This window comes from Streptomyces sp. JN8 (genome assembly GCF_055808075.1).
This window is the reverse complement of sequence record NZ_CM147852.1, coordinates 3,703,901-3,730,257: the sequence shown is the minus strand read 5'-3', so window position 1 is coordinate 3,730,257 and position 26,357 is coordinate 3,703,901. Positions and strand designations below refer to the sequence as shown.

The following is a 26,357-nucleotide window of genomic DNA, read 5'->3' as shown; positions in this document are numbered from 1 at the left end:
CCCGGACCTGCGACGTGATCCGGGACACGGGCCGCGCGGACCGGCTACGCCAGGAAGCCGCCGACCTCCGCCGCGAACCGCTCCGCGTCGTCGTGCCACGGGAAGTGCCCGGCCCCGTCCAGGACGACGAGGGACGCCTTGGGGAACAGGCCCGCGTACGCGGCCGCCGTCGGCACCGGGGTGTTCACGTCCCCTTCCCCCGCCACCACGAGCACAGGCCGCGGGAACTCCGCGAACACCGCGCGGGTGGCCGCCGGGTCGAAGGCCCCCTCGCTCGCGAAGACGCCCGCGCCCTCGCGGTTCCGCTGCCCCTCCCCGGCGGCGTGCCGCGCCCGCGCCGCCGCGTCCCAGGTCCCGTGGAAGAACGGCGCCACGGCCTGGAAGGTCTCGCCGGTGCCGCGCCCCGCCGTGACCTCGAGGAGCGCCGCGTACGCCGGACCGAACCACGGCTCGCCCTCCCGCAGCCGCGCCGCCGCGAGCCGTTCCTCCGGTGCCGTGTCGAGCCCGACGGCCGCCGTGCCGGGGGTGACGAGCACGAGCCGGCCGACGCGTCCGGGGTGCCGGGCCGTGTACAGGGCGGCCAGGTTCGCCCCCGCCGAGTGGCCGAGGAGGTCGACGGCGTCGAGCCCGAGGTGCGCGCGCAGCGCCTCCACGTCGTCGACGAGCCGGTCGCAGCGGTACGAGGCGGGGTCGGCCGGCGCGGCCGACGCGCCGGTGCCCCGCAGGTCGAGCCGGATCAGCCGCCGGTGGCCGGTCAGCCGGCCGAGGTCCCCGAGATAGGCGGAGTCCTGGAGCGGACCGCCGGGGAGGCAGAGGAGCGGATCGCCCGTACCGGACTCGTGGTAGGCGAGGGTGGTGCCGTCGGGCGCGGTGAAGGTCTTCGGGGTGGGCATGGGCGCGACCCTGGCAGCGGCCGAAGGGCAGGTCAACAGGGTTTCGCACCGGGTCGGGGGAAGCCGGCGGCCGGTCGGACGATCTTCCCCCGCGGCGGGCCGCCGTGTCGTGGCAGGCTGGGGGCATGCGATCTGCTCTGTGCGCCCTCGGCGCGGCCGCGGCCCTGGTACTGCTGCCGGCCGGGCATGCCCGTGCCGAAGGGCCGGAGCCGGACCGGGACTTCACCATCGAGGACTCCCGCGTCACCGAGTCCAGCGGCCTCGCCGCCAGCCGGGCCCACCCGGGGATCTACTGGACGCACAACGACCAGGACGCGCCGCTGATCTACGGCATCGACTCCCGCACGGGGAAGACGGTCGCGACCCTGACCATGCGGGGCGTCGGCACCCCGCGCGACATGGAGGCCATCGCGGTCGGTCCGGACGGCGACATCTACGTCGGCGACATCGGCGACAACCTCGACGGCTCCTGGGACCACGTCTGGATCTACCGCTTCCCCGAGCCGAAGGTCCTCGGGGACCGCACGGTGGCGGCGAAGCAGTACGTCGTGAAGTACGCCGACGGGGCGCGCAACGCGGAGGCGCTGATGGTCCACCCGAAGACCGGCCGGGTGTACATCGCGAGCAAGAACGAGGAGGGCGGCGGCCTGTACGCGGGTCCCGAGCGGCTCTCCTCGTCCGGGACGAACACCTTCCGGCGCATCGGCGACGTGCCGTGGGTGACCGACGGGGCCTTCTCGCCGGACGGCGAACGGCTGGTGCTGCGCGGCTACCTCATGGCGCGCGAGTACGCGTGGAAGGACGGCCGGCTCGCCGACGGGGGCACCCCGATCGGCGCCCCGTTCCAGGGGCAGGCGGAGTCCGTGACGTACACGCCCGACGGCTCGGCCTTCATGCTGGGCTCCGAGGGGCAGAAGAGCCGGGTGGTGCGGCTGGAACGGCAGGGCGCCGCGAGTCCCTCGGGGAAGCCCGCGGACACCCCGGGCGCGCCCGACACGTCCCGGCCGCCGTCCGGGCAGGACGCCGGGGAGGGCGGGAACGCGACCATGGGCTTCCTGGTCCTCGCCGGCGCCACACTGCTGGTCGTCGGCGCGAAGCGCCTCTTCAGACGCCGCTGACCCCCGCCGGGCCGGCGCCCCTTCGGGTATCGCCGACACCCGCCCGGCCGGCGCCTCTTCAGGTGCCGCGCCACCCGCCCCCCTGACGGCCGAAGGGCCCGTTCCCGGACGGAATCCGGTGACGGGCCCTTCGGGCGTACGGGAAGGGAGGGTTACAGCTTCTCGATGACGTAGTCGATGCAGGCCGTCAGGGCGCGCACGTCCGCCGGGTCGATCGCCGGGAACATCGCGACGCGCAGCTGGTTGCGGCCCAGCTTGCGGTACGGCTCCGTGTCCACGATGCCGTTCGCGCGCAGCGCCTTCGCGACCGCCGCCGCGTCGATGTCGTCGGCGAAGTCGATCGTGCCGATGACCTGCGACCGCTTCGCCGCGTCCGCGACGAACGGCGTCGCGTACTTCGACTCCTCGGCCCAGCCGTACAGCGCGTCCGAGGACTCCTTCGTCCGGGCCACGGCCCAGTCCAGACCGCCCTGGCCGTTGATCCACTTCAGCTGCTCGTTCAGCAGGAAGAGGGTCGAGAGCGCCGGGGTGTTGTACGTCTGGTTCTTCAGCGAGTTGTCGATCGCCGTCGGCAGCGAGAAGAACTCCGGGATGTGCCGGCCGGACTCGTGGATCTTCTTCGCGCGCTCCAGGGCCGCCGGGGAGAAGGCGGCCAGCCACAGGCCGCCCTCGGCGGCGAAGGACTTCTGCGGCGCGAAGTAGTAGACGTCCGTCTCGGTGATGTCGACCGGGAGGCCGCCCGCGCCGGAGGTCGCGTCGACCAGGACCAGCGCGCCCTCGTCGGCGCCCGCGACCCGCTTCAGCGGAGCGGCGACACCGGTGGAGGTCTCGTTGTGCGTGTACGCGTAGACGTCCACGCCCGCCTCGGCCACCGGCTCCGGGTGGGTGCCCGGGTCGGAGGAGATCACGGTCGGCTCGGCCAGCCACGGGGCCAGCTTGGAGGCCTTCGCGAACTTGGAGGAGAACTCGCCGAAGGTGAGGTGCTGCGACTTCTGCTCGATGAGCCCGTGGGTCGCGACGTCCCAGAAGGCGGTGGAGCCGCCGTTGCCCAGGATCACCTCGTAGCCCTCGGGGAGCGAGAAGAGGTCACGGATGCCGGAACGTACCTCGCCGACCAGGTTCTTCACCGGAGCCTGGCGGTGGGACGTACCGAGGAGAGAGGTGCCGGTGGCGGCCAGGGCGTCCAGCGCCTCCGTACGCACCTTGGAGGGGCCCGCGCCGAAACGGCCGTCGGCGGGCTTGATGTCAGCGGGAATCTGGATATCAGCCACGAGGCGGAGAGTATCGGGTCGGGAAGGGCCCGGTCGCCGGATGTCCGCCCGATGAGACGAGCGCTGAGACATCCTGGGGTTGTGGGAAGACACGAGCAGCACACGTCGGAGCTGGCCGCCGCCCTGCGCGCCGCGGTCGCCGGAGAGGTCGACTTCTCCGTCACCGCCAGGGCGCTGACGACCATGGACGCCTCCAACTACCGCCGCGTCCCGGCCGGTACGGTCGCGCCCCGCGACGCCGACGACGTCGCCGCCGTCCTGGAGGTGTGCCGGACCCACGGCGCGACCCCGGTCGTCGCGCGGGGCGCCGGGACCTCGATCGGGGGCCAGGCGACCGGCACCGGCGTCGTGCTCGACCTCACACGCCACATGGACGGGATCGTCTCCCTGGACCCGGAGACGCGGACCGCCGTGGTCCGGCCGGGCCTCGTCCTCGACCGGCTGCGGGCGGCGGCCCGCCCGTACGGCCTGACCTTCGGCCCCGATCCGTCCACGCACAGCCGCTGCACCCTCGGCGGAATGATCGGCAACAACGCCTGCGGGGCGCACTCCGTCGCCTGGGGGACCACGGCGGACAACGTGCGCTCGCTCGACGTGATGACCTACCGGGGCGCGGCGTTGACGCTGGGCCCGGACGGGCGGGGCGCCCCCGCCGGACTCCTCGACCTCGTCGACCGCAACCTCGCCCTCCTGCGGACCGGGTACCCCGCCGGTCTGCCGCGCCGCATCTCCGGCTACGCCCTGGACGCGCTGCTCCCCGAGCGGGGCGCGGACGTGGCCCGCTCGTTCGTCGGCAGCGAGGGGACGCTCGGGGTGGTGACGCAGGCGACGGTCCGGCTCGTACCGCTGCCGGCCGAGCCGGTGCTGGTGGTGCTGGGATACGCGGACGAGAGCGCGGCGGCGGACGCGGCGGCGGGGCTCCTGGCCTTCGGGCCGCTGACCGTCGAGGGGATGGCGGCCGATCTCGTACGGGGCGCCGCCGGGCTGCCCCGCGGCGCGGCCTGGCTGTTCTGCGAGGTCGACGGGGACGGGGCGGCCCGGAGGCTGGTCAGGGCGGCCGACGCGATCGACGCCGTCGTGGTGACCGACCCGGCGGGGCAGCGGGCGCTGTGGCGGATCCGCGAGGACGCGGCGGGCACGGCGACCAGGACCCCCGGGGGCGGGGAGGCCTGGCCGGGATGGGAGGACTGCGCGGTGCCGCCCGCGCGCCTCGGCGCGTACCTGCGCGAGTTCCGCGCGCTGCTCGCCGCGTTCGGCCTCCGGGGGGTTCCGTACGGGCACTTCGGCGACGGCTGCGTCCACGTCCGGATCGACTTCGACCTGTGGTCGGAGCAGGGCGTGCGGGACTTCCGGCGCTTCTCGGAGGAGGTCGCCGACCTGGTGGTCGCGCACGGGGGGTCGCTCTCCGGGGAGCACGGCGACGGGCAGGCGCGGGCAGAACTGCTCCCGAGGATGTACGGGGAGGAGCTCGTCGCCCTCTTCGGCGCGGTCAAGGACGTGTGGGACCCGGACGGCGGCCTCAACCCGGGGATGCTGGTCCGGCCGCGCCCCCTCGACGAGGGGCTGCGGTTCACCGGGCTGCCGCTGGTGGGGCTGGGGAGGGCCGCCGCCCGCTGCGTCGGGGTGGCCAAGTGCCGGGTCGAGGGCCCCGGTTCGGGTCCCGGCGTGATGTGCCCCTCGTTCCGGGCGACGGGCGAGGAGAAGCACTCGACGCGGGGGCGGGCGCGGCTGCTCCACGAGATGGCGCTGGGCGAGGTGATCACGGACGGCCCGCGCTCGGAGGAGGTGCGGGAGGCGCTGGACCTGTGCCTGTCGTGCAAGGGGTGCCGCAGCGACTGCCCGGTGGGCGTCGACATGGCCGCGTACAAGGCGGAGTTCCTCGACCTGTACTACGCGGGACCGCTCGGGTTCCTGCGCCGGCCGCGCTCGCACTGGTCGATGGGACTTCTGCCGCACTGGCTGGACCTGTTCGGACGGGGCCTGAACGCCGCGATGCGGCTGCCGTTCGCGGCGCGCCTCGCGGGGGTGACACCGGAGCGGACGATGCCGAGGGTCGCGCGGGAGACGCTGACGGCGTGGTTCGCCGAACGCGCCTCGTCCCGCCCGCCGTCCCTGACGCTGTGGCCGGACACCTTCACGGACCACCTGGCGCCGGAGGCGGGCCGGGCGGCGGTACGGGTCCTGGAGGCGGCGGGGCTGGGGGTCGCGCTGCCCCGGGGGCGGGTGTGCTGCGGGCTGACGTACGTGTCGACGGGCCGGCTCGGGGCGGCGAGACGGGTGATGCGGCGGACCCTGGACGTCATGGAGGACGGCGGCACCGGGCCGGCGGGCTCCGGGGCACGGCCCGTGGTGGTCCTGGAGCCGTCCTGCGCGGCCACCCTCCGGACCGACCTGCCCGAACTGCTGCCGGACGACCCGAGGGCGGCGCGGCTCGCGGCGTCGGTGCGGACGTTCGCGGAGGCGCTGGAGACGCTGGCCCCCGACTGGGAACCGCCGCGCCTGGACCGGCCGGTGACGGGCCAGACGCACTGCCACCAGCACGCGGTGCTCGGCGACGCGGCGGACCGCAGGCTGCGCGCCCGCGCCGGGCTGACGGGGGATCTCGCGGGCGGCTGCTGCGGGCTCGCGGGCAACTTCGGCTTCGAACCGGGCCACTACGAGGTCTCGGTGGCGTGCGCGGAGGACCAGCTGCTGCCGGCCCTGCGGAACGCGCCCCCCGCCGCCGCCGTCCTGGCGGACGGCTTCTCGTGCCGCACGCAGCTGGCGGACCTGGCGGGGGTACGGGGCCGACACCTGGCGGAACTGCTGGCGGAGGGGGTGGACGAGGAGGTGCCGGGGGAGGCGGGTCGTTGAGGTGCTGGGGGTGAAGGGGGAGCGCAGCGGAACCGGCGAAGCCGACGCGACGAAGGAGCGCCCTCGACGCATCGCCGGAAGGAGCGACTCTCCGAGGGAGGGCGGTCCCCCGGGAGCCCGCGACCCCGGCCGCGCCGGTGGCGCCCGGCCTGCGTTGACGCGCCCGCAGGGCCAACGCCGCCGCATCGGGGCGGTTCTGACTCCACCCGACCCCTCGCGTCGGTTCCGCCTCCGGCCCCGGTCCGGGCCAGGGGCGTCACCCCCCGCTGACGATCTCCCGCGCCATCGCCACCAGCGCCCCCGTCGCCGGGTGCGGGAACGCGTCCCGCCAGGCCAGTACCACCGGCAGGGGCGGGGCGTCCGGCAGCGGGCGGTACGCGACTCCCGGGTGGGTGTGCAGCGCCGCCGTCGACGCGGACGAGACGCCGACGCCCCGGCCCGCCGCGATCGCCGTCAGCCAGTCGTCCGTGTTGGCCACCGTGACCGTCGCCGCCGGGCGCGCCGTCGCCGGCCAGAGCGCGAGGGTCGTCGCGCCGGAGACCGTGTTCAGTACGACCGTCCCGCCCGCGAGGTCGTCCAGGGCGAGGCTCGGCCTGTCGGCGAGCGGGCTGTCGGCCGGCACGGCCGCGACCCGTTCCTCCGTCGTGAGTTCCTCGGTGACGAGGCCGGGCGCGTCGACCGTTCCGCGCAGCAGCGCCGCGTCGACCTCGCCCCGGGTCAGTCCGGCCGTCCGGTCGTCGATGCGGAGGAGTTCGAGCGGGGTCTCCGGGTGCTCGCGCTGCCAGCGGCGGAGCAGAGGGGTGGTGTACGGGCCGAAGGCCGACCAGGCGTGTCCGAGCCGCAGCGGCCGGCGGCGCAGCCGTGCCGGGTCGACGGCCGCCTCGAACGCCGCGAGGGCCGCGGCGGCGCGGTCCTGGAAGGCGCGGCCCTCGGCGGTGAGCGCCAGGTGGTGGGTGGAGCGGTCGACGAGCCGGGCGCCCAGGTGCTGTTCCAGGGCGGCGAGCGTGCGGGAGACGGCGGGCTGGGTGAGGTGGAGCCGCGCGGCCGCCCTGGTGAGGCTGGATTCCTCGGCGATGGCGAGGAAGCAGCGGAGGTGGCGTAGCTCGATGCTCATGCGTCCGGAGCATAACCGCAGCGCAATCGGCATTTCCGGTGCCGCGCGGGGGCTCGTAGCGTGAGAGGGGAAGGTCGGTGACAGCGGACCGAAGGTGCACTATTCTGGACTGATAGTTCAGTGTGGTGAACATTGGAGGAGTGGTCGGTGGACATCAGTCCGGTCAAGGAGGCGGGTCCGGCGGGGGCGGCGATCGGCCCCGGGTCGCCGGCCGACCCGGTCGGCGCCGCCGCTCTCGACGGCGCGGCCCTCGACGGCGGCGCCGCGGCTTCGGCCGGCGCCGCGCCCGGCGGCGGGCCCCAGGGGCTCGCCGGTCACCGCTTCGCCCCCGTCGCGCTCGTCGTCGCGGGCGGCCTCTCCGTGCAGTTCGGCTCGGCCCTCGCCGTCCTCCTCATGCCCCGCGCCGGGGCGCTCGGCGTCGTCACCCTGCGGCTCGTGCTCGCGGCCGCCGTCCTGCTGATCGTCTGCCGCCCGAAGGTCCGCGGCTACAGCCGGGCCGACTGGGGCACGATCGTCGCCTTCGGCGCGGCGATGGCGGGGATGAACATCCTCTTCTACCAGGCCGCCGACCGGATCCCGCTGGGCGCCGCCGTGACCCTGGAGGTGCTCGGCCCGCTGATCCTCTCGGTGGTCGCCTCCCGCCGGCTGATGAACCTGCTCTGGGCGGGACTCGCCCTCGGCGGCGTCGTCCTGCTCAGCGGCGGCGGCTTCGACCGGCTCGATCCGACGGGTGCGGCCTTCGCCCTCGCGGCGGGCGCGATGTGGGCCGCGTACATCGTGTTCAGCGCCCGTACGGGCCGCCGCTTCCCGCAGGCGGACGGGCTCGCGCTCGCGATGGCGTTCGGCGCCGTCCTCAGCCTGCCGCTGGGCATCGCGGAGGCGGGCGACAAGCTCCTCGTCCCCTCGACGATCGGCCTGGGCCTCGCTGTCGCGCTGATGTCGTCGGTCCTGCCGTACACCCTCGAACTCCTCGCCCTGCGCCGGCTGCCCGCCCCCACCTTCGCGATCCTGATGAGCCTGGAACCGGCCATCGCGGCGACGGCCGGCTTCCTCGTCCTCAGCCAGGCGCTGTCGCCGACCGACGCCCTCGCGATCGCGCTGGTGATCGCGGCGAGCATGGGAGCCGTACGGACCCAGGTGCGCGCCGCCGCGCGGGAGCCCGCGCGGGAGCGGGACGCGGTGAAGGGGTAGCGCCTGCCCCTCCGAGGTCCCCCCCGAGGTCCCCCTCGCGGCCGGTCCAGGGCGCGTCCGCGGGCGGGTCCTAGGATCCGCGCATGATCGCTGAACTGCAGTGCCTCGTCATCGACTGCCCGGCGCCCGCCGCCCTCGCCGCGTTCTACCGCTCGGTCCTGGGCGGCGAGGTCGACCGGCCGGACGGCCGGTGGGCGCTGGGGGAGGCGTGGTCCACGCTGCACACCCCCGGCGGCCTCGTCCTCTGCTTCCAGGGCGTCGCGGAGTACCGTCCCCCGACCTGGCCGGGCTCCGAGCGCCCGCAGCAGTCCCATCTCGACCTCGCCGTACGGGATCTGGCGGCGGCCGAGGAACGCGTGCTGGCCGCGGGCGCGACGCTCCTGGACGCGGGGGAGGGCGACCGGAGCTGGCGCGTCTACGCCGATCCGGCGGGGCACCCGTTCTGTCTGGTCCGCCACTGACGTGCCGGGTCGGCCGTCCCGGCGGTTCCGGCCGTCCCGGCGGATCCGCCCCCGTCCCCCGGGGCGGCGGGCCGGCCGCCCGGCCCTGGCCCGATCCTGTCGATCACTGTCCCCCGGGCTGTTTCGGGGGTGCCGGGCGGCCTCGGACGATGGGGCTGTCGAACCGTGGACTCGGGACCGAGGAGGGGGCGTCATGGCCCTGGAGATGCGTGAGCGGTGCGAGCGGTGCGAGGTGGCCGTGCTGACGGTGGACGGGCCCGCGCGGATCTGCGCGTACGAGTGCAGCTTCTGCGTGCCGTGCGCCGGCGCGATGGACGACGTCTGCCCCAACTGCGGGGGTGAGCTGGTGGCGCGGCCCCGGCGCGCGGCCGCCGGGTAGCGGCGCCGGAGGAGTGGGGAGGCGGCGGCCGGGGGTCTATGCATCGCGTGTATACACCGTGCGTATAGTCGTACGGCATGGCACCGTCCTCACCCACCCCCCTCGCCCCGCGGTTCCTCAAGGCCGTGCTCGTCTCGGCGATCGCCGTCGCCGCGGCGCACCTCATCCTGTCCGACACCCTCGCCCTCTCCTTCGCCGGCGAGGCCTCGGCGGCGCTCGGCGCCGGACCCGGCTACTCCGCGAACCAGGCCTTCACCGTGGCGCTCATGAACACCGCGCTCGTGATGCCGCTGGTCCTGTGGATCGGCATGCGCGTCTCCGGCGAGCGGAGGGTCGGCCCGATGGTCCTCGTGGGGGTCGTCTGCTGGATCGCCGCCGTGGGCCACGGCATCGACGCCGTCGACGACGCCCCCGGGGCGCTGCTCCCGTGGCGGTCCCTCGTCCTCGTCGTGGTCGTCACGGCCCTGGCGTCGGCGGTGCGAAGGAAGCCGCGCCGCTAGCGGCCCTCCGAGCCGAGGTGCCCGCACACGCCCCGCTCCTGCCCCCGCATCAATCAAAGCAAGCATGCTTGATTGTTTTCCGGTTCGCTGTCATGCTCCGGGGCACGCCGCCGTGTCCCGAGGGGAGCGCACCGTGTCCGACCCCGCCGTCGTCCTGAACGATCTGCGCGAGGAGAGCGAAGCACTCGACGTCCTGGTCGGCGGGGTGAGCGAGGAGCGGTGGTCCGCCCCCACGCCCGCCGCCGGCTGGACCGTCGCCCACCAGATCGCGCACCTCGCCTGGACCGACCGGGCCGCGCTCCTCGCCGTCACCGATCCCGACGGCTTCGCCGCCGAGGCCACCAAGGCCCTCGCCGCCCCCGAGCGGTTCGTCGACGACGGCGCCGAGGAGGGGGCGACACTGCCGCCCGCCGAGCTGCTCGCCCGCTGGCGCGAGGGGCGCGAGCTGCTCCAGGAGGCCCTGCGCGGGGTTCCGGCCGGGGGGAGGTTCCCCTGGTACGGGCCGCCCATGAGCGCCCCCGCCCTGGCCACCGCCCGGCTCATGGAGACCTGGGCGCACGGGCAGGACGTCGCCGACGCCCTCGGGGTCGTCCGCCCGCCCACCGACCGCCTCCGGCACGTCGCCTGGATCGGCCACCGGGCCAGGGGGTACGCCTACCTGGTGCGGGGCCTGCCCGTCCCCGCCGAGCCGGTCCGCGTGGAACTCGTCTCCCCGGGCGGCGAGTCGTGGGTGTACGGACCCGAGGACGCCGCTCAGACCGTCACCGGCCCCGCCCTCGACTTCTGTCTGCTCGTCACCCAGCGCGTCCACCGCGACGACACCGCCCTCGTCGCCGTGGGGGACGACGCCGCGCAGTGGCTCACCCTCGCCCAGGCCTTCGCCGGACCCGCGGGCCCCGGCCGCCCCGCGCGAGAGGCCCGTTCCGCCGAGGAGGTCCGCCGCCCCGCCGACGGAGCCGGGGCACCCCGAGCGGCCCGCCCCGCCGAAGGAGACCGGTGATGGTCCTCCGTATCGGCAACGCCTCCGGCTTCTACGGCGACCGGTTCGACGCCGTCCGCGAGATGCTCACCGGCGGCGGGCCCGAGGGCGCGATCGACGTCCTCACCGGTGACTACCTCGCCGAGCTCACCATGCTCATCCTCGGCCGCGACCAGCTCAAGGACCCGGCCGCCGGATACGCCAGGACCTTCCTGCGGCAGATGGAGGAGGGCCTCGGGCTCGCCCACGACCGCGGGATCCGGATCGTCGCCAACGCCGGCGGCCTCAACCCCGCCGGCCTCGCCGACGCCCTGCGCACCCTCGCCGCCAAGCTCGGCCTGCCCACGCGGGTCGCGCACGTGGAGGGCGACCGGCTGCCCGCCGTGGACGGCGCGCTCGCCGCGAACGCCTACCTCGGCGGCGCCGGCATCGCCGCCTGCCTCGCGGCCGGCGCCGACGTCGTCGTCACCGGCCGGGTCACCGACGCCGCCCTCGTCACCGGGCCCGCGCAGTGGCACTTCGGCTGGGGGCCCGAGGAGTACGACCGGCTCGCGGGCGCGGTCGTCGCCGGGCACGTCCTCGAATGCGGCACCCAGGCCACCGGCGGCAACTACGCCTTCTTCCGCGCGCACGACCCGGCGCTGCTCCGCCGCCCCGGATTCCCGCTGGCGGAACTCCACGAGGACGGCAGCGCCGTCATCACCAAGCACCCCGGCACCGGCGGCCTCGTCGACGTCGGAACGGTCACCGCCCAGCTCCTGTACGAGACGGCCGGCGCCCGCTACCCCGGGCCGGACGTCACCGCCCGCCTCGACAGCGTCCGGCTCACCCAGGAGGGGCCCGACCGGGTCCGCGTCGACGGAGTGCGGGGCGAGGCCCCGCCCCCGACGCTCAAGGTCGGCCTCAGCAGGATCGGCGGCTTCCGCAACGAGGTCGTGTTCGTCCTGACCGGCCTGGACATCGAGGAGAAGGCGGCACTCGTCCGCGGCCAGGTCGAGGACGCCCTCGCCGGCGCGCGGCCCCGCGAGGTCCGCTGGGAACTCGTCCGCACCGACCGGCCGGACGCCGACACCGAGGAGACCGCGAGCGCCCTCCTCCGACTGGTCGTCCGGGACCCGGCCCCCGAGGCCGTCGGCCGCGCCCTCACCGGCGCCGCCGTGGAACTCGCCCTCGGCAGCTACCCCGGCTTCCACGTCACCGCGCCGCCCGGGAAGGGCGCCCCCTACGGGGTCTTCGAGAGCGCGTACGTACCGGCCGCCGACGTCCCGCACACGGCCGTGCTCCCGGACGGGACCCGCGTCCCCGTCCCCGTACCGCCGCGGACCCGGGAACCGGAGGCCGTCCCGGAGCCGGCGCTCCCCGAGCCGCTGCCGCCGGGACCCACCCGGCGCGTCCCCCTCGGCCGGATCGCCGGCGCCCGCAGCGGCGACAAGGGCGGCGACGCGAACGTGGGCGTCTGGGTCCGGACGGAGGAGGAGTGGCGGTGGCTCGCGCACGCCCTCACGGTCGAGCGGGTGCGTGAACTGCTCCCCGAGACCGCCGGCCTGGAGATCACCCGGCACGTCCTGCCGCGCCTGCGCGCGCTCAACTTCACCTTCGCCGGGATCCTCGGCGAGGGCGTCGCCTCGCAGGCCCGCTTCGACCCCCAGGCCAAGGCCCTCGGCGAGTGGCTCCGCTCCCGCGCAACCGACGTCCCGGAGGGACTCCTGTGACCGTCCTCGCCTCCGCCCTCGACACCGGCGGATCCGACTACCGGGCCCACCGCGCCGCCATGCTCGACAAGCTCACCGCCCTCGACGCCGAGCACGCCAAGGCGCTCGCGGGCGGCGGCGAGAAGTACGTCGCGCGGCACCGCAAGCGCGGCAAGCTGCTCGCCCGCGAGCGGATCGAGCTGCTCGTCGACCCGGACAGCCCCTTCCTCGAACTGTCGCCGCTCGCCGCCTGGGGCAGCGACTACGCGGTCGGCGCCTCCCTGATCACCGGCATCGGGGTCGTCGAGGGCGTCGAGTGCCTCATCACCGCCAACGACCCGACCGTGCGCGGCGGCGCCTCCAACCCCTGGACGCTGAAGAAGGCCCTGCGGGCCAACGAGGTCGCGTTCGCCAACCGCCTGCCCGTGATCTCGCTCGTCGAGTCCGGCGGCGCCGACCTCCCGTCCCAGAAGGAGATCTTCATCCCCGGCGGGGCGCTCTTCCGCGACCTCACCCGGCTCTCCGCCGCCGGCATCCCGACGATCGCCGTCGTCTTCGGCAACTCGACCGCCGGCGGCGCCTACGTCCCCGGCATGTCCGACCACGCCGTGATGATCAAGGAGCGGTCGAAGGTGTTCCTCGGCGGCCCGCCGCTGGTGAAGATGGCGACGGGGGAGGAGAGCGACGACGAGTCCCTCGGCGGCGCCGAGATGCACGCCCGGACCTCCGGCCTCGCCGACCACTACGCCGTCGACGAGGCCGACGCCCTCCGCCAGGCCCGCCGGATCGTCGCCCGCCTCAACCACCGCAAGGCCCACGCCGACCCGGGCCCCGCGGAACCCCCGGCGTACGACGAGGACGAACTCCTCGGGATCGTGCCCGGGGACCTCAAGACCCCCTTCGACCCGCGCGAGGTGATCGCCCGGATCGTCGACGGCTCCGACTTCGACGAGTTCAAGCCGCTGTACGGGCCGAGCCTGGTCACCGGCTGGGCGAGCCTGCACGGCTACCCGGTCGGCGTCCTCGCCAACGCGCAGGGCGTCCTCTTCGGCCCCGAGTCGCAGAAGGCCGCGCAGTTCATCCAGCTCGCCAACCAGCGCGACGTCCCCCTCGTCTTCCTCCACAACACCACCGGCTACATGGTCGGCAAGGAGTACGAGCAGGGCGGCATCATCAAGCACGGCGCCATGATGATCAACGCCGTGTCGAACTCCCGCGTCCCCCACCTGTCCGTCCTCATGGGGGCGAGCTACGGCGCCGGCCACTACGGCATGTGCGGCCGGGCCTACGACCCGCGGTTCCTCTTCGCGTGGCCGAGCGCCAAGTCCGCCGTCATGGGCCCGCAGCAGCTCGCCGGCGTCCTCTCCATCGTGGCGCGGGCGAGCGCCGAGGCGAAGGGGCAGCCCTACGACGAGGAGGCCGACGCCGGGCTCCGGGCGCTCGTCGAGGCGCAGATCGAGTCCGAGTCCCTGCCCATGTTCCTCTCCGGCCGGCTCTACGACGACGGGGTCATCGACCCCCGCGACACCCGCACGGTCCTCGGGCTGTGCCTCTCCGCGATCCACACGGCACCGGTCGAGGGCGCGCGCGGCGGCTTCGGCGTCTTCCGAATGTGAGGCCCCTCCCGATGACCCCGACCACCCCGCCGGTCCCGATGATCGGCTCCGTCCTCGTCGCGAACCGGGGCGAGATCGCCTGCCGGGTCTTCCGCACCTGCCGCGAACTGGGCATCTCCACCGTCGCCGTGTACTCCGACGCCGATGCCGACGCCCTGCACGTACGGGAGGCGGACACGGCGGTACGGCTGCCGGGGGCGACGCCCTCGGAGACGTACCTGCGCGGCGACCTCGTGGTGGAGGCGGCCCTCGCCGCGGGCGCGGACGCCGTCCACCCCGGCTACGGCTTCCTGTCCGAGAACGCCGACTTCGCCCGCCGGGTGACCGGGGCGGGCCTCGTCTGGATCGGCCCGCCGCCCGAGGCGATCGAGGCGATGGCCTCGAAGACCCGCGCCAAGGAACTCCTCGGCATCGCCCCGCTGGCCGACGTCACCGAGCGCGACCTGCCCGTCCTGGTGAAGGCGGCGGCGGGCGGCGGCGGCCGCGGCATGCGGATCGTCAGGGAACTCGGCCGGCTGTCCGAGGAGATGGCGGCCGCCTCGGCCGAGGCGCTGAGCGCGTTCGGCGACGGCGAGGTGTTCGTCGAGCCCTACGTCGAGAACGGGCGGCACATCGAGGTCCAGCTCCTCTGCGACGCCCACGGCACCGCCTGGGCGCTCGGCACCCGCGACTGCTCCCTCCAGCGGCGCCACCAGAAGGTCGTCGAGGAGGCCCCGGCCCCCGGTCTGCCCGCCGCGCTCGAAGCCTCCCTCCTGGACACGGCCGTCCGGGCGGCGAAGGCCGTCGGCTACGTCGGCGCCGGCACGGTCGAGTTCCTGGTGGCCGACATCCCCCAGGCTCCCGGCTCCGCTCGGGCAGGGGGGACCCCCAAGGTCCACTTCCTGGAGATGAACACCCGCCTCCAGGTGGAACACCCCGTCACCGAGGAGGTGTTCGGCGTCGACCTCGTCGCCCTCCAGCTCGCCGTCGCCGAGGGCCGCGCCCTGCCGCCCGAGCCGCCGGCCCCGCGCGGCCACGCGATCGAGGCGCGGCTGTACGCGGAGGACCCGGCGCGCGGATGGGCCCCGCAGACGGGCGTCCTGCACCGCTTCGAACTGCCCCGCGAGGGCCGTGTCCGGCTCGACACCGGGTACGTCTCCGGCGACGCCGTCGGAGTCCACTACGACGCCATGCTCGCCAAGGTCGTCGTCCACGCCCCGACCCGCGCCGAGGCGGTCCGCAAGCTGGCCCACGCCCTGGACCGGGCCCGCATCCACGGCCCGGTCACCAACCGCGACCTGCTGGTCGCCTCCCTCCGGCATGCCGAGTTCGCCGACCCCGGGCTCCTGGACACCGGCTTCTACGACCGGAACGGCGACGCGCTGACGGAGCCCCGGACCGGAGCGGAGTACGCGGCCGCCGCGGCCGCCCTGGCCGAGGCCGCCGGCCGCGGCGGCCGGTTCGGCGGCGGGTGGCGGAACCTCCGCTCGCAGGACGAGACGCGGACCTACGGGGACCACGAGGTCCGCTACCGGCCGACGCGCGACGGCGGGTACGAGGTCACGGCCCCCGAGGGCGTCCGGGTCGTGTCGGCCGCCCCCGACCGCGTACGGCTCGAAGTCGCCGGAGTCGTACGGGACATCGACGTCGCGGCGTACGGGGACGGCGTCGTGCACGCCGGCCCGCACCGGCTCGGCGTCCGCCCCCGCTTCACCGACCCCCGCGAGCAGACCGCCCCCGGATCGCTGCTCGCCCCCATGCCCGGCACCGTCGTCCGCGTCGCCGACGGCCTCGCCGTCGGCGACCGGGTCACCGCAGGGCAGCCCCTCCTCTGGCTGGAGGCGATGAAGATGGAGCACCGTGTCATCGCCCCCGCCTCCGGCACGCTCACCGCGCTCCACGTCGCCCCCGGCCGCCAGGTCGAGGTAGGCGCCCTGCTCGCCGTCGTCTCGGACGACGCCACGACCGAAGCAGCACAGGAGGACCAGACCGTATGAGCACCATGATCGAGAGCGAAGAGCTCACCGCGCTCCGCGCCGCCGTCTCCGCGCTCGGCCACCGGCACGGCCCCGGCTTCGACCGGGCCGAACTGTGGGCGGAGGCCGGCAAGCTCGGCTATCTGGGCGTGAACCTGCCCGAGGAGTACGGCGGCGGGGGCGGCGGCATGGCCGAGCTGTCCGTGGTCCTGGAGGAGGCCGGCGCGGCCGGGGCGCCGCTCCTGATGATGGTCGTCTCGCCCGCGATCTGCGGCACGGTCATCGCCCGCTTCGGCACCGAGGAGCAGAAGCGGGCCTGGCTGCCGGGCCTGGCGGACGGCTCGCGGACGATGGCGTTCGGCATCACCGAGCCCGACGCCGGCTCGAACTCGCACCGGATCACCACGACCGCGACCCGCACGGAGGAGGGCTGGGTCCTCAACGGGCGCAAGGTGTTCGTGTCGGGCGTCGACATCGCCGACGCGACCCTCATCGTGGGCCGCACCTCGGACGCCCGCACGGGCAGCCTCAAGCCCTGTCTCTTCATCGTCCCGAGGGACACCCCCGGCTTCCGGCGGCGGCACATCGAGATGGAACTCGACGCGCACGAGAAGCAGTTCGAGCTGACCATCGACGACGTGCACCTGCCGGCCGACGCGCTCGTCGGCGACGAGGACGCCGGACTGCTCCAGCTCTTCGCGGGCCTCAACCCGGAGCGGATCATGACGGCCGCGTTCGCGATCGGCATGGGCCGCTACGCGCTGGCGCAGGCCGTGAGGTACGCGAAGGAACGCCAGGTGTGGAAGGCGCCGATCGGCGCGCACCAGGCGATCGCGCACCCGCTCGCCCAGGCGCACATCGAGCTGGAGCTGGCCCGGCTGATGATGGCGAAGGCGGCGCAGCTGTACGACGCGGGGGACGACATGGGGGCGGGCGAGGCCGCCAACATGGCGAAGTACGCGGCGGCGGAGGCCTGTGTGAAGGCCGTCGACCAGGCCGTCCACACCCTGGGGGGGAACGGCCTGACGAAGGAGTTCGGCCTGGCCCGGCTGGTCACGGCGGCCCGGGTGGCCCGGATCGCGCCGGTCAGCCGGGAGATGATCCTCAACTACGTGTCGCACCAGACCCTGGGGCTGCCGAAGTCGTACTGAGGGGCGGCCCGCCGGGCGGTACTGCCCCGGCGGGCCGCCGGGGCAGCGACGGGCTGACCGCGTCGGCGTCGTACCGACCGACCCGGGCAGCCCGTCACGACCGGCTCAGCTGACGTGGTCGTACGTCCAGCCCGAGGCGATCTTGACGCGGGCGGTGAACGTGGACGTGCCACGCAGGCCGGTGGCCGAGTAGCGGTACACGTCACCGCCCGGGGTCACGGCGACCAGGTCGGCGCGGCCGTCGCCGTCCATGTCGCCGGGCGAGGCCAGGTACTCGTACGCCTGCCAGCCCTGGCCGACGAGGACGCGCGGCGCGAACGGGGCGGTGGTGGATCCGGTGCCCGCGTGCACGTACAGGCTGATGCCGTCCCGGGTGATCAGGTCGGGGCGGCCGTCGCCCGTGACGTCCCCGGGGCCGATCAGGATGTCCGTCGGCCAGCCGGTGCCGATCCGGACGGCCGGGCCGAGGTACGCAGGGCTGTGGCTCTTCAGGCCGCGGTGGAGGAAGAGTTCGCCCCGGCCGCTCAGTCCGACGAAGTCGGCCTCGCTGTCGCCGTCGACGTCGCCCGGCGAGGCCTTGTACAGGTAGTTCTGGTAGGCGGTTCCGCCGCCGACCTGGTTGCCGAGCGGGCTGCCGCCCTCCTCGCGCCACATGAAGAGGCCGCGGCTGTCGGCGATCAGCAGGTTGGCCCGGTCGACCCCGTCCAGGGCGTACCCGTTGACGGTGGGCCAGTGGTAGGCGAAGTCCCCGGCCCCGGCGTACTGCCGGGGCGCGGTGAGCCTGCCGTCCGCCAGCGTCCCGTGGGTGAAGGCGGTGCCCGCGGCGTTCACGGTGAACAGGTTGTGCTTCCCGTACGCGGGGACGCCGCCCTGGCCGAGGTAGTACGAGAGGCCCTGGCCGCCGCCTCCGTAGTACGTCCGCGCCCCGAACCGGCCGCCGCCGAGCGAGAGGTACCGGTAGAAGGAGCCGCTGTAGGTGCGGGCCAGCAGGTCGCCCCGGCCGTCGCCGTCGAGGTCGTCGGTGCCGATGACCTGGTTGTACGCGTTCCAGCCGCCGCCGATCCTGACGCGGGACCCGAAGGGGGCGGTGGCCGAGCCGGTGCCCCGGTAGAAGTAGAGGTCGCCGCCCGGCGTCCGGGCGACGAGGTCGGCGATCGCGTCGCCGTCGAGGTCGTTGGTGCCGACGAGCTGGTCGTACGCCTGCCAGCCGCCACCGACCTTGGCGCGGGTCTTGAACGGGCCGCCGCTGTCGATCGTGCCCTTCCCCGCGTACAGGTAGAGCGTGCCGTCCGGGGTGCGGGCCAGCAGGTCCTGGTGCCCGTCCCGGGTCAGGTCGCCGGGGGCGAGGACCTTGTTGTAGATCTGCCAGCCGTATCCCCACCAGTCCGGCGTGCCGACGGAGGTGGGGCCGACGCCGCGGTGCAGCACGAGGCTTCCGTCGCCCTGGAGGGTGAGCAGTTCGGGGGCCGCGGTTCCGGTGAGGTCGTCGGCCGGCAGGATCTCCATGCCGGGCCTGCTGAGTGCGAAGGGCGCGCTGGTGCCGGACTTCGAGAGGGATATCCGCAGCTCGCCGGTGGCGGCGGACCGGTAGACCCGGTCGCTGCGGCCGTCGCCGTCGCGGTCGAAGCGGGGCTTCGCGGGGGTCGCGGCGGGGGCCGCGTCGGCGATCGTCGACGTGGGGCCGACGGACAGCAGGCCGACGCCGAGCAGGAGGGCCGCGCAGGCCGCGAGTCGACGGCTGCGACGGGGGTGGTGCGTGTGGAGCAAGGTCCCTCCCGGGACGGGTGGTGAACAGGAGGACGGAGGGCCTCCGGATCGTAGAGTCCACGGAAAACGAAAAGGAAGATCCCTCGCGTACAACCTTTCGCGGGCGCGGGCGCGGGCGCGGGCGCGGGTGCGGGCGCGGGGGTGCGGGCCGGCGGCGGTGCGGGGCGGGGGCGTGCGGGCCGGGCGTGGGGGGACGCGGGGTGCCCGACCGCCTGGCGCCCCGTTCGGGTTCCGATTCCGTACGAACGGCTACCGGTTGTGAACGATCTGTGTACGCTCTTCGCCATTCGCACACGCTCACAGCTCTCGGGAGTCGCTCGTGTACCCGCCGCCACCTCCTTTCCAGCCCCCTCCCGCTCCGCTGCCCGTGCGCCGCTGGTGGCAGCACCCGGCCCTGATCGTCTGCCTGTTGGTCTTCCTGCCGCCGGTGGGCATAGCCCTGACCTGGACGGGCCGCTGGAGCCTGAACAAGAAGGTCGTCGCGACCGTCCTCGGCTCCCTCTGGTTCCTGCTGGTCCTCGTCAGCGACCCGCCGGAGGACACGGAGAACGACGCGAAGGGCGCGGCGAAGCCGACGGCGAGTGCGTCGACCACGCCCGCGACGCCGTCGCCGTCGCCGTCGACGACGCAGGCGGCTCCGGTGATGCCCTCACTCGTCGGACGGACCTACACGGACGCCGAGCCCCTCCTCACGAAGAACCTGGGCCGGGCCTACGCCGCCTACAAGGACGTCGAGTTGCCCGCGGACTACACGTCCTGGACCGTGTGCTTCCAGCGACCGGACGCCGGTGCGCCGGTCGGGTCGGCGGTCCCGGTGGTCTACGTGACCGCGCCGGACGTCCCGTGCCCGGCCTCGCCGAACACGGTGCTCCACAAGCCCACCCCGAAGCCGACGCCCACCACTCCGAAGCCTTCCCGCACCCAGGCGCCGGTGCCGACGCAGGAGCCGACGCCGGCGGCCACCGAGGACGACGAGCCCGCCGGCGGCAGCAGCGTCTACTACCGCAACTGCACAGCCGTTCGTGCGGCCGGCGCCGCCCCCATCCACGCGGGCGAGCCGGGCTACGGCAGCCACCTCGACCGCGACGGCGACGGGGTGGCCTGCGAGCGCTGACGCCTCCGTCCGATCGCGCCCGCACGCGCGACGGCCCCGCCTCCCGGTCAGGGGTGCGGGGCCGTTCGTCGTCTACGAGGTCAGGGGTACGGCCCGTTCCCACAGCTCTTCGGCGTGCTCCGCGAAGCGGTCGAACATGCCGCCTTCCTCGTGTCGTCGGAGGTGCAGCAAGGGCGAGTCGTGGCCGACGAGACGGGCGAGGTGGGGTGTGACGAGGGCCTGCTCGTCGAACCGGAACACGGACAGCGAGACGTGGTTCACCGCGTCCTCCGCAGCACTGAACCGGGCCTGGACACCTTCGACCGGACCGATCCTGGCCAGTTCGTCGAGCGTGATCCGGATACGCGTGGACACCGAGAGCGGAACGTCCTCGATCACCTCGCGCTGTCGGGTCACGGCACCGTCGGGATCGCCGAGCAGGAACCGCACGCGGCACCCGGACTCCGCCTTGCGCCGGATCAGACCGGCGAACGCGGGAATCTGCGTCCACAGGAAGTAGTTTGTGTATCCCGCGAAGAGCAGCTCGCCTTCCGCGGCGGCCGTGAGCGCGGCCCAGACCGTCGACGGACACGCGGAGCGGTAAGGGTAGGTGCGCACGATCTCCCGGTCGCCGCCGAGCTTGACGCGGTCCTGCACCGCTTTCGGCCAGATCATGTCCTCATCCACTCCCAGCGCCCGCGCAGCGTCCGCGCGATTCCGCGCGTGCGGCGTGAGCCTCGCGTCAGCAAGCCATCGTTGTACCTGTCTTCCGTAGCGGCCTTCCCCATCCAGACGTGATTCCACCGTCGTCTGCCGGAGCCCTGGGGCCGTTCGGCGTGCCTACAACGGCATCCCGGAGATGTGCGAGAGCCGCAACAGCTCGGGGTTGCTCCGGCGGTGCAGTGATGCGAGGACCCGGAAGACCTCGCGGGCCGTCGGGTGGATGCGGGCCATCTGCGGTGCCGCCTCCCACGCTGCGGACAGGTTGGCGAGGGCGGCCTCGCGGTCTCCGACGTCGAGGTGGGCTCGGGCGACGTTCAGGCGCGAGGGAGCCACCCTGGTGGCCGGCAGGCCGTTCAGGACCGCGTCGAGGTTCTCCGCGACGGCGAGGGCCTCCCGGGGGCGGCCGAGGTCGAGGCGGGTCGCGAGGACGTGGGTGGCGGTGTTCTGCGGCCCGAAGATCATCGAGTGTCGGTTCGCGTCGCCGCCGCTCAACCACGCGTCGGCGGCCCGTTCGGCCGAGGCGATGTGCCGTTCGGCCTCGCGCGCCCCCTCGACCTTGTCGTCCAGCCGCCCCGCCAGCGTCATTCCCCGCAGGTTCAGCACGCCGACGGCGAACGCGCGGTCCTCCCCGGAAAGCGCGGACTCGGCCTTGGTGAGGGCCCGGTCAACGATTGTGAGGCCCCCCTCGGCGTCGCCGCCGTTCAGATAGGCGCCCGCCCGGTCGCGCGCGGCGATGGCCTCTCCCAGGGGGTTGGGCTGCTGCTCGACGGCCCAGCGCTGCCGCGTCACCGCCAACTCGGCCATGTCCATCCAGCGGTGACGGGCGGCGAGCCAGTAGACGGAGCTGTAGACCTCCGCAAGGGTCATCCATGTATCGACCGTGTTCGCCGTGTGGGCGTACGTCGTGGCGCTCCGGAGCAGCGCTGGGAGCCGGGCGAGGACGTGGCGGACGCGCGCCGCGTCGCGGGCGTCGCGGACGGCCTCCACCGCGGCCAGGACGGCCGCCTCCTCGACCGGTGCGCGGCCCGGCAGGTCGTAGTCCCGGACGGCCGACCGCAGAGCCGTGAGCCGCTGCTCGTCGTCCCCGTCGACGCGTGTCCGGCCCTGGACCTCGGCCATGGACAGGCCGAGGGCCTTGCCGATCGTCGCGGCCACGGTCGGTGTGAGCGTCCGGTCGCCCACCTCGATCTTGGACAGCAGCGACACGGAGATGTTTGCCGTCCGGGCGAGCTGAGCTTGGGAGAGGCCGCGTTCCTTCCTGAGCAGGGAGAGGTTCGTCCCGGGTGCTACATCGCTGGTCGCGCTCATGCGGTCAGTCCTACCCCGTCGGGAACCAGTCACGTCCCATGCTCACAGGCCCTGGGCGCACCGGCACGGCCTTTGTGCAAGCCGTGTGCAAGCTCCCGGGCACGGAGCGCAGTTGACTGGTCACACCCGCTCGGAAGTCTGTCAGGAAGTGAGCACGCCATGAGCACGCCGCCGCCCCGGCCGCACACCCCGCCCCAGCCGCACACCCCGCCCCAGCCCCGACCCGTGAGCGCCGTGGAGGCGGGTGCGGTCTTCCGTGAGCTCCGGGGTGCCATGGAGGCCGCCGGCTTTCTGACGCAGGGGCTCTACCGCGAGGAGCGGGCGACGCCGCACGGGCCCCTGCACGTCTTCGGCCTGGGTGAGGTCACCGTCGCCGGGGCGAAGCGCATGGTCGCGATCCTTCGGGCCGCCCGGCGGCCGTCGTGAGGTACCGCGTGGGCGATGTCGTCACGGACGGAACCCGGGCCCTCGCGGGTCAGGTGTGCGCTGTGGACGGTGACCTCCTCACGCTGGTTCGACCCGGAGGGACGAAGTGGACGGCGAGCACGGCGGACTGCTGGTCGGCGAGTCCGGAGGAGCGCAGGGTCCTGCGGCCCAGCGGGGCGATCGCCCTGATCGGCGAGCACCTGCCTCCCGTACGGCCGCCCTCGCGCTGTTCCTGACCTGCGTGACCGTCGCCGCCGGAGCCGCCGCCCTCGCGATCCGAGCCGCCTAGCCACCTGGCCGCCTCGCCCCGGACCGGAGCTTCCGGGGCGAGGCGCCCCGACGCGGACCGGAGTCGACCCTCGGGTGCCCGCGTGGACCGCCGTCGGAAGCCTCCGCGCCGGAAGGCCCGTTCATAACATGCAGGCATGCTTGATTGTTTTACGGGTGGCTGACAAGGTCTCCCCAAGTCGTGCCCCTCCGCGCGATCCTGGCGACCGTCTTCCACCACTCCCACCTCTTCCCAGGGGGCTTGCATGGTGTTCCACAGCGAGTACGAAGCCGTCCCGACCGTCTCCCTGCCGATCCACGACGCGGTGCTCGGACGCGCCGCCGAGCGGGGCGACGCGCCCGCTCTGATCGACGGGACGGGGGAGTTCACCCTCACGTACGGGCAGGTCGACGCCTTCCACCGGCGGGTGGCCGCCGGGCTCGCGGAGGCCGGGGTGCGGAAGGGCGACGTGCTCGCCCTGCACAGCCCCAACACCGTGCTCTTCCCTGTCGCCTTCTACGCCGCCACCCGCGCCGGCGCCGCCGTCACCACCGTGCACCCGCTGGCCACCCCCGAGGAGTTCGCCAAGCAGCTCCGCGACTCCTCCGCACGCTGGATCGTCACCGTCTCACCGCTCCTGCCGGCGGCCCGCGCCGCCGCCGAACTCGCGGGCGGCGTCACGGAGATCTTCGTCTGCGACACCGCGCCCGAGGGCGAGGGCGTCCGGTCGCTCCAGGCCTTCCTCGGCTCCACCGGGCCCGTGCCCGAGCCCGCCGTCGACCCCGACGAGGACATCGCGGCCCTCCCGTACTCCTCCGGCACCACCGGCGTCCCCAAGGGCGTGATGCTCACGCACACGTCGATCGCCACGAACCTCGCCCAGCTCGACCCGATCATCCCGATGGGGCCCGGCGACCGCATCCTGGCCGTCCTGCCGTTCTTCCACATCTACGGGCTCACGGCTCTCATGAACGCGCCGCTCCGGCAGGGCGCCACCGTCGTCGTCCTGCCCCGCTTCGAACTCGACACCTTCCTCGGTGCCATCCAGAGGCACCGCATCAACGGCCTCTACGTCGCCCCGCCGATCGTGCTCGCCCTCGCCAAGCACCCGGCCGTCGCCGACTACGACCTGTCCTCCCTGGAGTACGTCGTCAGCGCCGCCGCCCCGCTCGACGCCGCCCTCGCCGCGGCCTGCTCCGCGCGGCTCGGACTGCCGCCGGTCCTCCAGGCGTACGGCATGACGGAGCTCTCGCCCGGCACCCACGTCGTCCCCCTCACCGCCCAGGACCCCCCGCCCGGCACCGTGGGGAAGCTGCTGCCCTCCACCGAGATGCGGATCCTGTCCCTCGACGACCCCTCCAGGGACGCGGCGCCCGGCGAGGAGGGCGAGGTCGCCATCCGGGGACCGCAGGTCATGAAGGGATACCTCGGACGCCCCGACGCCACCGCCGCCATGATCGACGGCGAGGGCTGGGTGCACACCGGCGACATCGGCCGCGTCGACGACGACGGCTGGCTGTACGTCGTCGACCGCGTCAAGGAACTCATCAAGTACAAGGGCTTCCAGGTCGCCCCCGCCGAACTGGAGGCGCTCCTCCTCACCCACGAGGGCGTCGCCGACGCCGCCGTCATCGGCGTCACCGACGCCGACGGCACCGAGATCCCCAAGGCCTACGTGGTGCGCCAGGCCGCCGCCCCCGGCCTGACCGCCGAGGACGTCATGGCCCACGTCGCCGCCCGGGTCTCCCCGTACAAGAAGGTCCGCGACGTCGAGTTCATCGAGGCCGTGCCCCGGGCAGCGTCGGGGAAGATCCTCCGCCGAGAACTCCGAGACCGAGAGCTGAGGGACCGCACATGACCCTGGTCGCCGTCACCGAGGAACGAGGCGTCACCACCCTCGCCCTCGACTCCCCGGCCACCCGCAACGCACTCTCCGCCGCGCTCGTCACCGAGCTCGCGGACGCGCTCACCGCGTGCGGCAAGGACCCCGCCGTCCGCGCGGTGGTCCTCACCCACACCGGCGGCACGTTCAGCGCGGGCGCCGACCTGAAGGCCCCGCCGAGCCCGTACGCCTTCGTGGACCTCCTCCGGCAGATCGTCGAACTCCCGAAGCCGGTCGTCGCCCACGTCACCGGGCACGTACGGGCCGGCGGACTCGGGCTGCTCGGCGCCTGCGACATCGTCGTCGCGGCGGACGCCGCGGACTTCGCGCTCACCGAGGTGCGGATCGGGGTCGCCCCCGCCGTCGTGTCCCTCACCCTCCTCCCGAAGCTGGAACCCCGCGCGGCGGCCCGCCACTACCTGACCGGCGAGCGGTTCGGGGTGCCGGAGGCGATCGCCATGGGGCTCGTGACCGACCGGGACGACGCCCTGCCCGGCATCCTCGACGCCCTCCGCGCCGCCTCCCCGCAGGGCCTGCGCGAGGCGAAGAGGCTGGTCACCGCTAGAGTCCTGGAGACCTTCGAACGTGACGCGGAGGACCTGGTGCAGAGGTCGGCCACGCTCTTCGCCTCCCCCGAGGCGCGCGAGGGGATGACGGCCTTCCTCGAACGACGGGACCCCGCATGGCGGCTGTGACCGCACCCAAGCAGGACAGGAGCCGCGCCACCCGGCAGCGGCTCCTGGAGGCGGCCGTGTCCTGCCTGGCCGAACACGGCTGGGCGGGCTCCACGGTCGCCGTCGTCGCGGAACGGGCCGGCGTCTCCCGGGGCGCCGCCCAGCACCACTTCCCGACCCGCGAGGACCTCTTCACCGCCGCCGTCGAGTACGTCGCCGAGGAGCGCTCGCACGCGCTGCGCGGCCTGCCCTCCCGCGACCGGCACGAGGCCGTCGCCGCGCTCGTCGACCTCTTCACCGGGCCCCTCTTCCGGGCCGCCCTCCACCTGTGGGTCGCCGCCTCCGGCGAGGACCAGCTCCGCGCGCGCGTGACCGAGCTGGAGGCCCGCGTCGGCCGCGAGTCCCACCGCATCGCCGTCGAGGTGCTGGGCGCCGACGAGTCCCGGCCGGGCGTCCGCGAGACCGTCCAGGGCCTCCTGGACATGGCCCGCGGACTCGGCCTCGCCACCCTCCTGACGGACGACCGCGCCCGCCGCGACCGCGTGGTCGCCCAGTGGGCCGTGCTGCTGGACGAGGCGCTGGACTAGGGCCCGCGCCTGCCGGCCCGTACGCCGGAGAAGCCCGCGGCCGGAGGAGCCGACCCCGTACGCCGGAGAAGCCCGCTGCCGGAGGAACCGACCCCGTACGCCGGAGAAGCCCGCGGCCGGAGGAACCGATCCCGTACGCCGGACAAGCCCGCGGCCGGAGGAACCGACCCCGTACGCCGCCCCCGCCCGGGGATCCTCCTCCTCGGAGCTGTCGCGGCCGCAAGTCCTCCCGCGAGACGTGACCGGCGCCACAGTCCATCCACCCCCTCGGCAGTACTCTGGTCGCATGCCTACGCTCGTACGCCGTCGCCACGTGGACTTCCTCCGCGTCACGACCATGAGCTGTCGCCGCTCCGCCTGACCCTCCCGGGGCGCCCTCAGCCGCCCCCACCGGGTCCCTCGTTCCGAGCCCAAGCCGACCGGCACCCGTGGCCCCCGCCCCACCCTCGGCGGCCGC

General features: G+C 74.4%; 23 protein-coding genes. 17 read left to right on the top strand and 6 right to left on the bottom strand.

The window, feature by feature from the left end; genetic code table 11:
- Positions 1-44: 44 nt before the first annotated feature.
- Positions 45-893, bottom strand: coding sequence for an alpha/beta fold hydrolase (locus tag ACY0MR_RS16205; RefSeq protein ID WP_473561324.1), 849 nt, complete (start codon positions 891-893; stop codon positions 45-47).
- A 125-nt stretch (positions 894-1,018) separates the two neighbouring features.
- Here ACY0MR_RS16205 and ACY0MR_RS16200 point away from each other — a divergent pair, with 125 nt between their 5' ends.
- The gene (locus ACY0MR_RS16200; protein WP_473561322.1) at positions 1,019-2,011 is read left to right on the top strand and encodes an SdiA-regulated/phytase-like domain-containing protein; all 993 of its coding nucleotides are present in this window, start codon (positions 1,019-1,021) and stop codon (positions 2,009-2,011) included.
- Positions 2,012-2,163: 152 nt separating this feature from the next.
- Here ACY0MR_RS16200 and serC read toward each other — a convergent pair whose 3' ends face one another.
- Positions 2,164-3,282, bottom strand: coding sequence for a phosphoserine transaminase (gene serC, locus ACY0MR_RS16195; RefSeq protein WP_361852867.1), 1,119 nt, complete (start codon positions 3,280-3,282; stop codon positions 2,164-2,166).
- Positions 3,283-3,333: 51 nt separating this feature from the next.
- On the opposite strand from serC, the gene ACY0MR_RS16190 reads away from it, so the two are divergent.
- Positions 3,334-6,135, top strand: coding sequence for an FAD-binding and (Fe-S)-binding domain-containing protein (locus ACY0MR_RS16190; protein ID WP_473561321.1), 2,802 nt, complete (start codon positions 3,334-3,336; stop codon positions 6,133-6,135).
- Between the two features lie 256 nt (positions 6,136-6,391).
- Here ACY0MR_RS16190 and ACY0MR_RS16185 read toward each other — a convergent pair whose 3' ends face one another.
- On the bottom strand, positions 6,392-7,249 hold the full coding sequence (locus ACY0MR_RS16185; protein ID WP_388792487.1) for a LysR family transcriptional regulator: 858 nt from the start codon (positions 7,247-7,249) through the stop codon (positions 6,392-6,394).
- A 192-nt stretch (positions 7,250-7,441) separates the two neighbouring features.
- Between ACY0MR_RS16185 and ACY0MR_RS16180 the strand changes: the two genes are divergently transcribed.
- From ACY0MR_RS16180 to ACY0MR_RS16140, 9 genes are all read left to right on the top strand, one after another.
- Positions 7,442-8,440, top strand: a complete 999-nt coding sequence (locus ACY0MR_RS16180) for an EamA family transporter (RefSeq protein ID WP_473561806.1) — start codon at positions 7,442-7,444, stop codon at positions 8,438-8,440.
- A gap of 83 nt (positions 8,441-8,523) precedes the next feature.
- Positions 8,524-8,901 carry a VOC family protein gene (locus ACY0MR_RS16175; protein WP_388792489.1) on the top strand — a complete coding sequence of 126 codons (378 nt, stop codon included), beginning with the start codon at positions 8,524-8,526 and terminating at the stop codon, positions 8,899-8,901.
- Between the two features lie 193 nt (positions 8,902-9,094).
- The gene (locus tag ACY0MR_RS16170; RefSeq protein ID WP_473561318.1) at positions 9,095-9,280 is read left to right on the top strand and encodes a DUF1272 domain-containing protein; all 186 of its coding nucleotides are present in this window, start codon (positions 9,095-9,097) and stop codon (positions 9,278-9,280) included.
- A 77-nt stretch (positions 9,281-9,357) separates the two neighbouring features.
- Positions 9,358-9,780 carry a hypothetical protein gene (locus ACY0MR_RS16165; protein ID WP_404079564.1) on the top strand — a complete coding sequence of 141 codons (423 nt, stop codon included), beginning with the start codon at positions 9,358-9,360 and terminating at the stop codon, positions 9,778-9,780.
- Positions 9,781-9,913: 133 nt separating this feature from the next.
- Positions 9,914-10,780, top strand: coding sequence for a TIGR03084 family metal-binding protein (locus ACY0MR_RS16160; RefSeq protein ID WP_473561316.1), 867 nt, complete (start codon positions 9,914-9,916; stop codon positions 10,778-10,780).
- The gene (locus tag ACY0MR_RS16155) at positions 10,780-12,471 is read left to right on the top strand and encodes an acyclic terpene utilization AtuA family protein (protein WP_388792497.1); all 1,692 of its coding nucleotides are present in this window, start codon (positions 10,780-10,782) and stop codon (positions 12,469-12,471) included. The genes ACY0MR_RS16160 and ACY0MR_RS16155 overlap by 1 nt, the downstream gene beginning before the upstream one ends.
- Positions 12,468-14,066: an acyl-CoA carboxylase subunit beta gene (locus tag ACY0MR_RS16150; protein WP_388792499.1), complete on the top strand. Its 1,599-nt coding sequence runs from the start codon at positions 12,468-12,470 to the stop codon at positions 14,064-14,066. The genes ACY0MR_RS16155 and ACY0MR_RS16150 overlap by 4 nt, the downstream gene beginning before the upstream one ends.
- A gap of 38 nt (positions 14,067-14,104) precedes the next feature.
- Entirely contained in the window at positions 14,105-16,042 is a 1,938-nt protein-coding gene (locus ACY0MR_RS16145) for an acetyl/propionyl/methylcrotonyl-CoA carboxylase subunit alpha (RefSeq protein ID WP_473561804.1), read from the top strand.
- Positions 16,039-17,172, top strand: a complete 1,134-nt coding sequence (locus tag ACY0MR_RS16140) for an acyl-CoA dehydrogenase family protein (protein ID WP_361851210.1) — start codon at positions 16,039-16,041, stop codon at positions 17,170-17,172. Before ACY0MR_RS16145 ends, ACY0MR_RS16140 begins: the two co-directional genes overlap by 4 nt.
- A gap of 105 nt (positions 17,173-17,277) precedes the next feature.
- On the opposite strand, the gene ACY0MR_RS16135 is transcribed toward ACY0MR_RS16140, so the two are convergent.
- A complete protein-coding gene (locus tag ACY0MR_RS16135) occupies positions 17,278-18,939 on the bottom strand; it encodes an FG-GAP repeat domain-containing protein (protein ID WP_473561313.1) in 1,662 nt (553 codons plus the stop codon).
- 367 nt (positions 18,940-19,306) lie between these two features.
- On the opposite strand from ACY0MR_RS16135, the gene ACY0MR_RS16130 reads away from it, so the two are divergent.
- Positions 19,307-20,053: an excalibur calcium-binding domain-containing protein gene (locus ACY0MR_RS16130; protein ID WP_388792504.1), complete on the top strand. Its 747-nt coding sequence runs from the start codon at positions 19,307-19,309 to the stop codon at positions 20,051-20,053.
- 72 nt (positions 20,054-20,125) lie between these two features.
- Here ACY0MR_RS16130 and ACY0MR_RS16125 read toward each other — a convergent pair whose 3' ends face one another.
- Together ACY0MR_RS16125 and ACY0MR_RS16120 are read right to left on the bottom strand one after the other, a co-directional pair.
- Positions 20,126-20,707 (bottom strand): XRE family transcriptional regulator, encoded by a 582-nt coding sequence (locus ACY0MR_RS16125; RefSeq protein ID WP_473561311.1) that lies wholly within the window; start codon positions 20,705-20,707, stop codon positions 20,126-20,128.
- Between the two features lie 165 nt (positions 20,708-20,872).
- Complete coding sequence (locus tag ACY0MR_RS16120) at positions 20,873-22,063, bottom strand: helix-turn-helix domain-containing protein (protein WP_473561309.1); 1,191 nt, start codon at positions 22,061-22,063, stop codon at positions 20,873-20,875.
- 159 nt (positions 22,064-22,222) lie between these two features.
- Between ACY0MR_RS16120 and ACY0MR_RS16115 the strand changes: the two genes are divergently transcribed.
- The 5 genes from ACY0MR_RS16115 to ACY0MR_RS16095 all read left to right on the top strand — a co-directional run bounded on the left by ACY0MR_RS16115 (position 22,223) and on the right by ACY0MR_RS16095 (position 25,900).
- Positions 22,223-22,489 carry a hypothetical protein gene (locus tag ACY0MR_RS16115; RefSeq protein ID WP_388792510.1) on the top strand — a complete coding sequence of 89 codons (267 nt, stop codon included), beginning with the start codon at positions 22,223-22,225 and terminating at the stop codon, positions 22,487-22,489.
- A 106-nt stretch (positions 22,490-22,595) separates the two neighbouring features.
- Positions 22,596-22,778, top strand: coding sequence for a hypothetical protein (locus tag ACY0MR_RS16110; RefSeq protein ID WP_388792512.1), 183 nt, complete (start codon positions 22,596-22,598; stop codon positions 22,776-22,778).
- 244 nt (positions 22,779-23,022) lie between these two features.
- The gene (locus tag ACY0MR_RS16105; RefSeq protein WP_388792514.1) at positions 23,023-24,615 is read left to right on the top strand and encodes an AMP-binding protein; all 1,593 of its coding nucleotides are present in this window, start codon (positions 23,023-23,025) and stop codon (positions 24,613-24,615) included.
- Positions 24,612-25,334 (top strand): enoyl-CoA hydratase family protein, encoded by a 723-nt coding sequence (locus tag ACY0MR_RS16100; RefSeq protein ID WP_473561306.1) that lies wholly within the window; start codon positions 24,612-24,614, stop codon positions 25,332-25,334. The genes ACY0MR_RS16105 and ACY0MR_RS16100 overlap by 4 nt, the downstream gene beginning before the upstream one ends.
- Positions 25,322-25,900, top strand: coding sequence for a TetR/AcrR family transcriptional regulator (locus ACY0MR_RS16095; RefSeq protein ID WP_392861746.1), 579 nt, complete (start codon positions 25,322-25,324; stop codon positions 25,898-25,900). The genes ACY0MR_RS16100 and ACY0MR_RS16095 overlap by 13 nt, the downstream gene beginning before the upstream one ends.
- Positions 25,901-26,357: the final 457 nt, after the last annotated feature.

What these genes read in the sequence shown, in the direction of transcription:
- ACY0MR_RS16205 (WP_473561324.1), bottom strand. Translation starts at nt 893, where the DNA reads ATGCCCACCCCGAAGACCTTCACCGCGCCCGACGGCACCACCCTCGCC.
- ACY0MR_RS16200 (WP_473561322.1), top strand. Translation starts at nt 1,019, where the DNA reads ATGCGATCTGCTCTGTGCGCCCTCGGCGCGGCCGCGGCCCTGGTACTG.
- ACY0MR_RS16190 (WP_473561321.1), top strand. Translation starts at nt 3,334, where the DNA reads ATGAGACGAGCGCTGAGACATCCTGGGGTTGTGGGAAGACACGAGCAG.
- ACY0MR_RS16185 (WP_388792487.1), bottom strand. Translation starts at nt 7,249, where the DNA reads ATGAGCATCGAGCTACGCCACCTCCGCTGCTTCCTCGCCATCGCCGAG.
- ACY0MR_RS16175 (WP_388792489.1), top strand. Translation starts at nt 8,524, where the DNA reads ATGATCGCTGAACTGCAGTGCCTCGTCATCGACTGCCCGGCGCCCGCC.
- ACY0MR_RS16170 (WP_473561318.1), top strand. Translation starts at nt 9,095, where the DNA reads ATGGCCCTGGAGATGCGTGAGCGGTGCGAGCGGTGCGAGGTGGCCGTG.
- ACY0MR_RS16165 (WP_404079564.1), top strand. Translation starts at nt 9,358, where the DNA reads ATGGCACCGTCCTCACCCACCCCCCTCGCCCCGCGGTTCCTCAAGGCC.
- ACY0MR_RS16155 (WP_388792497.1), top strand. Translation starts at nt 10,780, where the DNA reads ATGGTCCTCCGTATCGGCAACGCCTCCGGCTTCTACGGCGACCGGTTC.
- ACY0MR_RS16145 (WP_473561804.1), top strand. Translation starts at nt 14,105, where the DNA reads ATGATCGGCTCCGTCCTCGTCGCGAACCGGGGCGAGATCGCCTGCCGG.
- ACY0MR_RS16140 (WP_361851210.1), top strand. Translation starts at nt 16,039, where the DNA reads ATGAGCACCATGATCGAGAGCGAAGAGCTCACCGCGCTCCGCGCCGCC.
- ACY0MR_RS16125 (WP_473561311.1), bottom strand. Translation starts at nt 20,707, where the DNA reads ATGATCTGGCCGAAAGCGGTGCAGGACCGCGTCAAGCTCGGCGGCGAC.
- ACY0MR_RS16120 (WP_473561309.1), bottom strand. Translation starts at nt 22,063, where the DNA reads ATGAGCGCGACCAGCGATGTAGCACCCGGGACGAACCTCTCCCTGCTC.
- ACY0MR_RS16115 (WP_388792510.1), top strand. Translation starts at nt 22,223, where the DNA reads ATGAGCACGCCGCCGCCCCGGCCGCACACCCCGCCCCAGCCGCACACC.
- ACY0MR_RS16105 (WP_388792514.1), top strand. Translation starts at nt 23,023, where the DNA reads ATGGTGTTCCACAGCGAGTACGAAGCCGTCCCGACCGTCTCCCTGCCG.
- ACY0MR_RS16100 (WP_473561306.1), top strand. Translation starts at nt 24,612, where the DNA reads ATGACCCTGGTCGCCGTCACCGAGGAACGAGGCGTCACCACCCTCGCC.
- ACY0MR_RS16095 (WP_392861746.1), top strand. Translation starts at nt 25,322, where the DNA reads ATGGCGGCTGTGACCGCACCCAAGCAGGACAGGAGCCGCGCCACCCGG.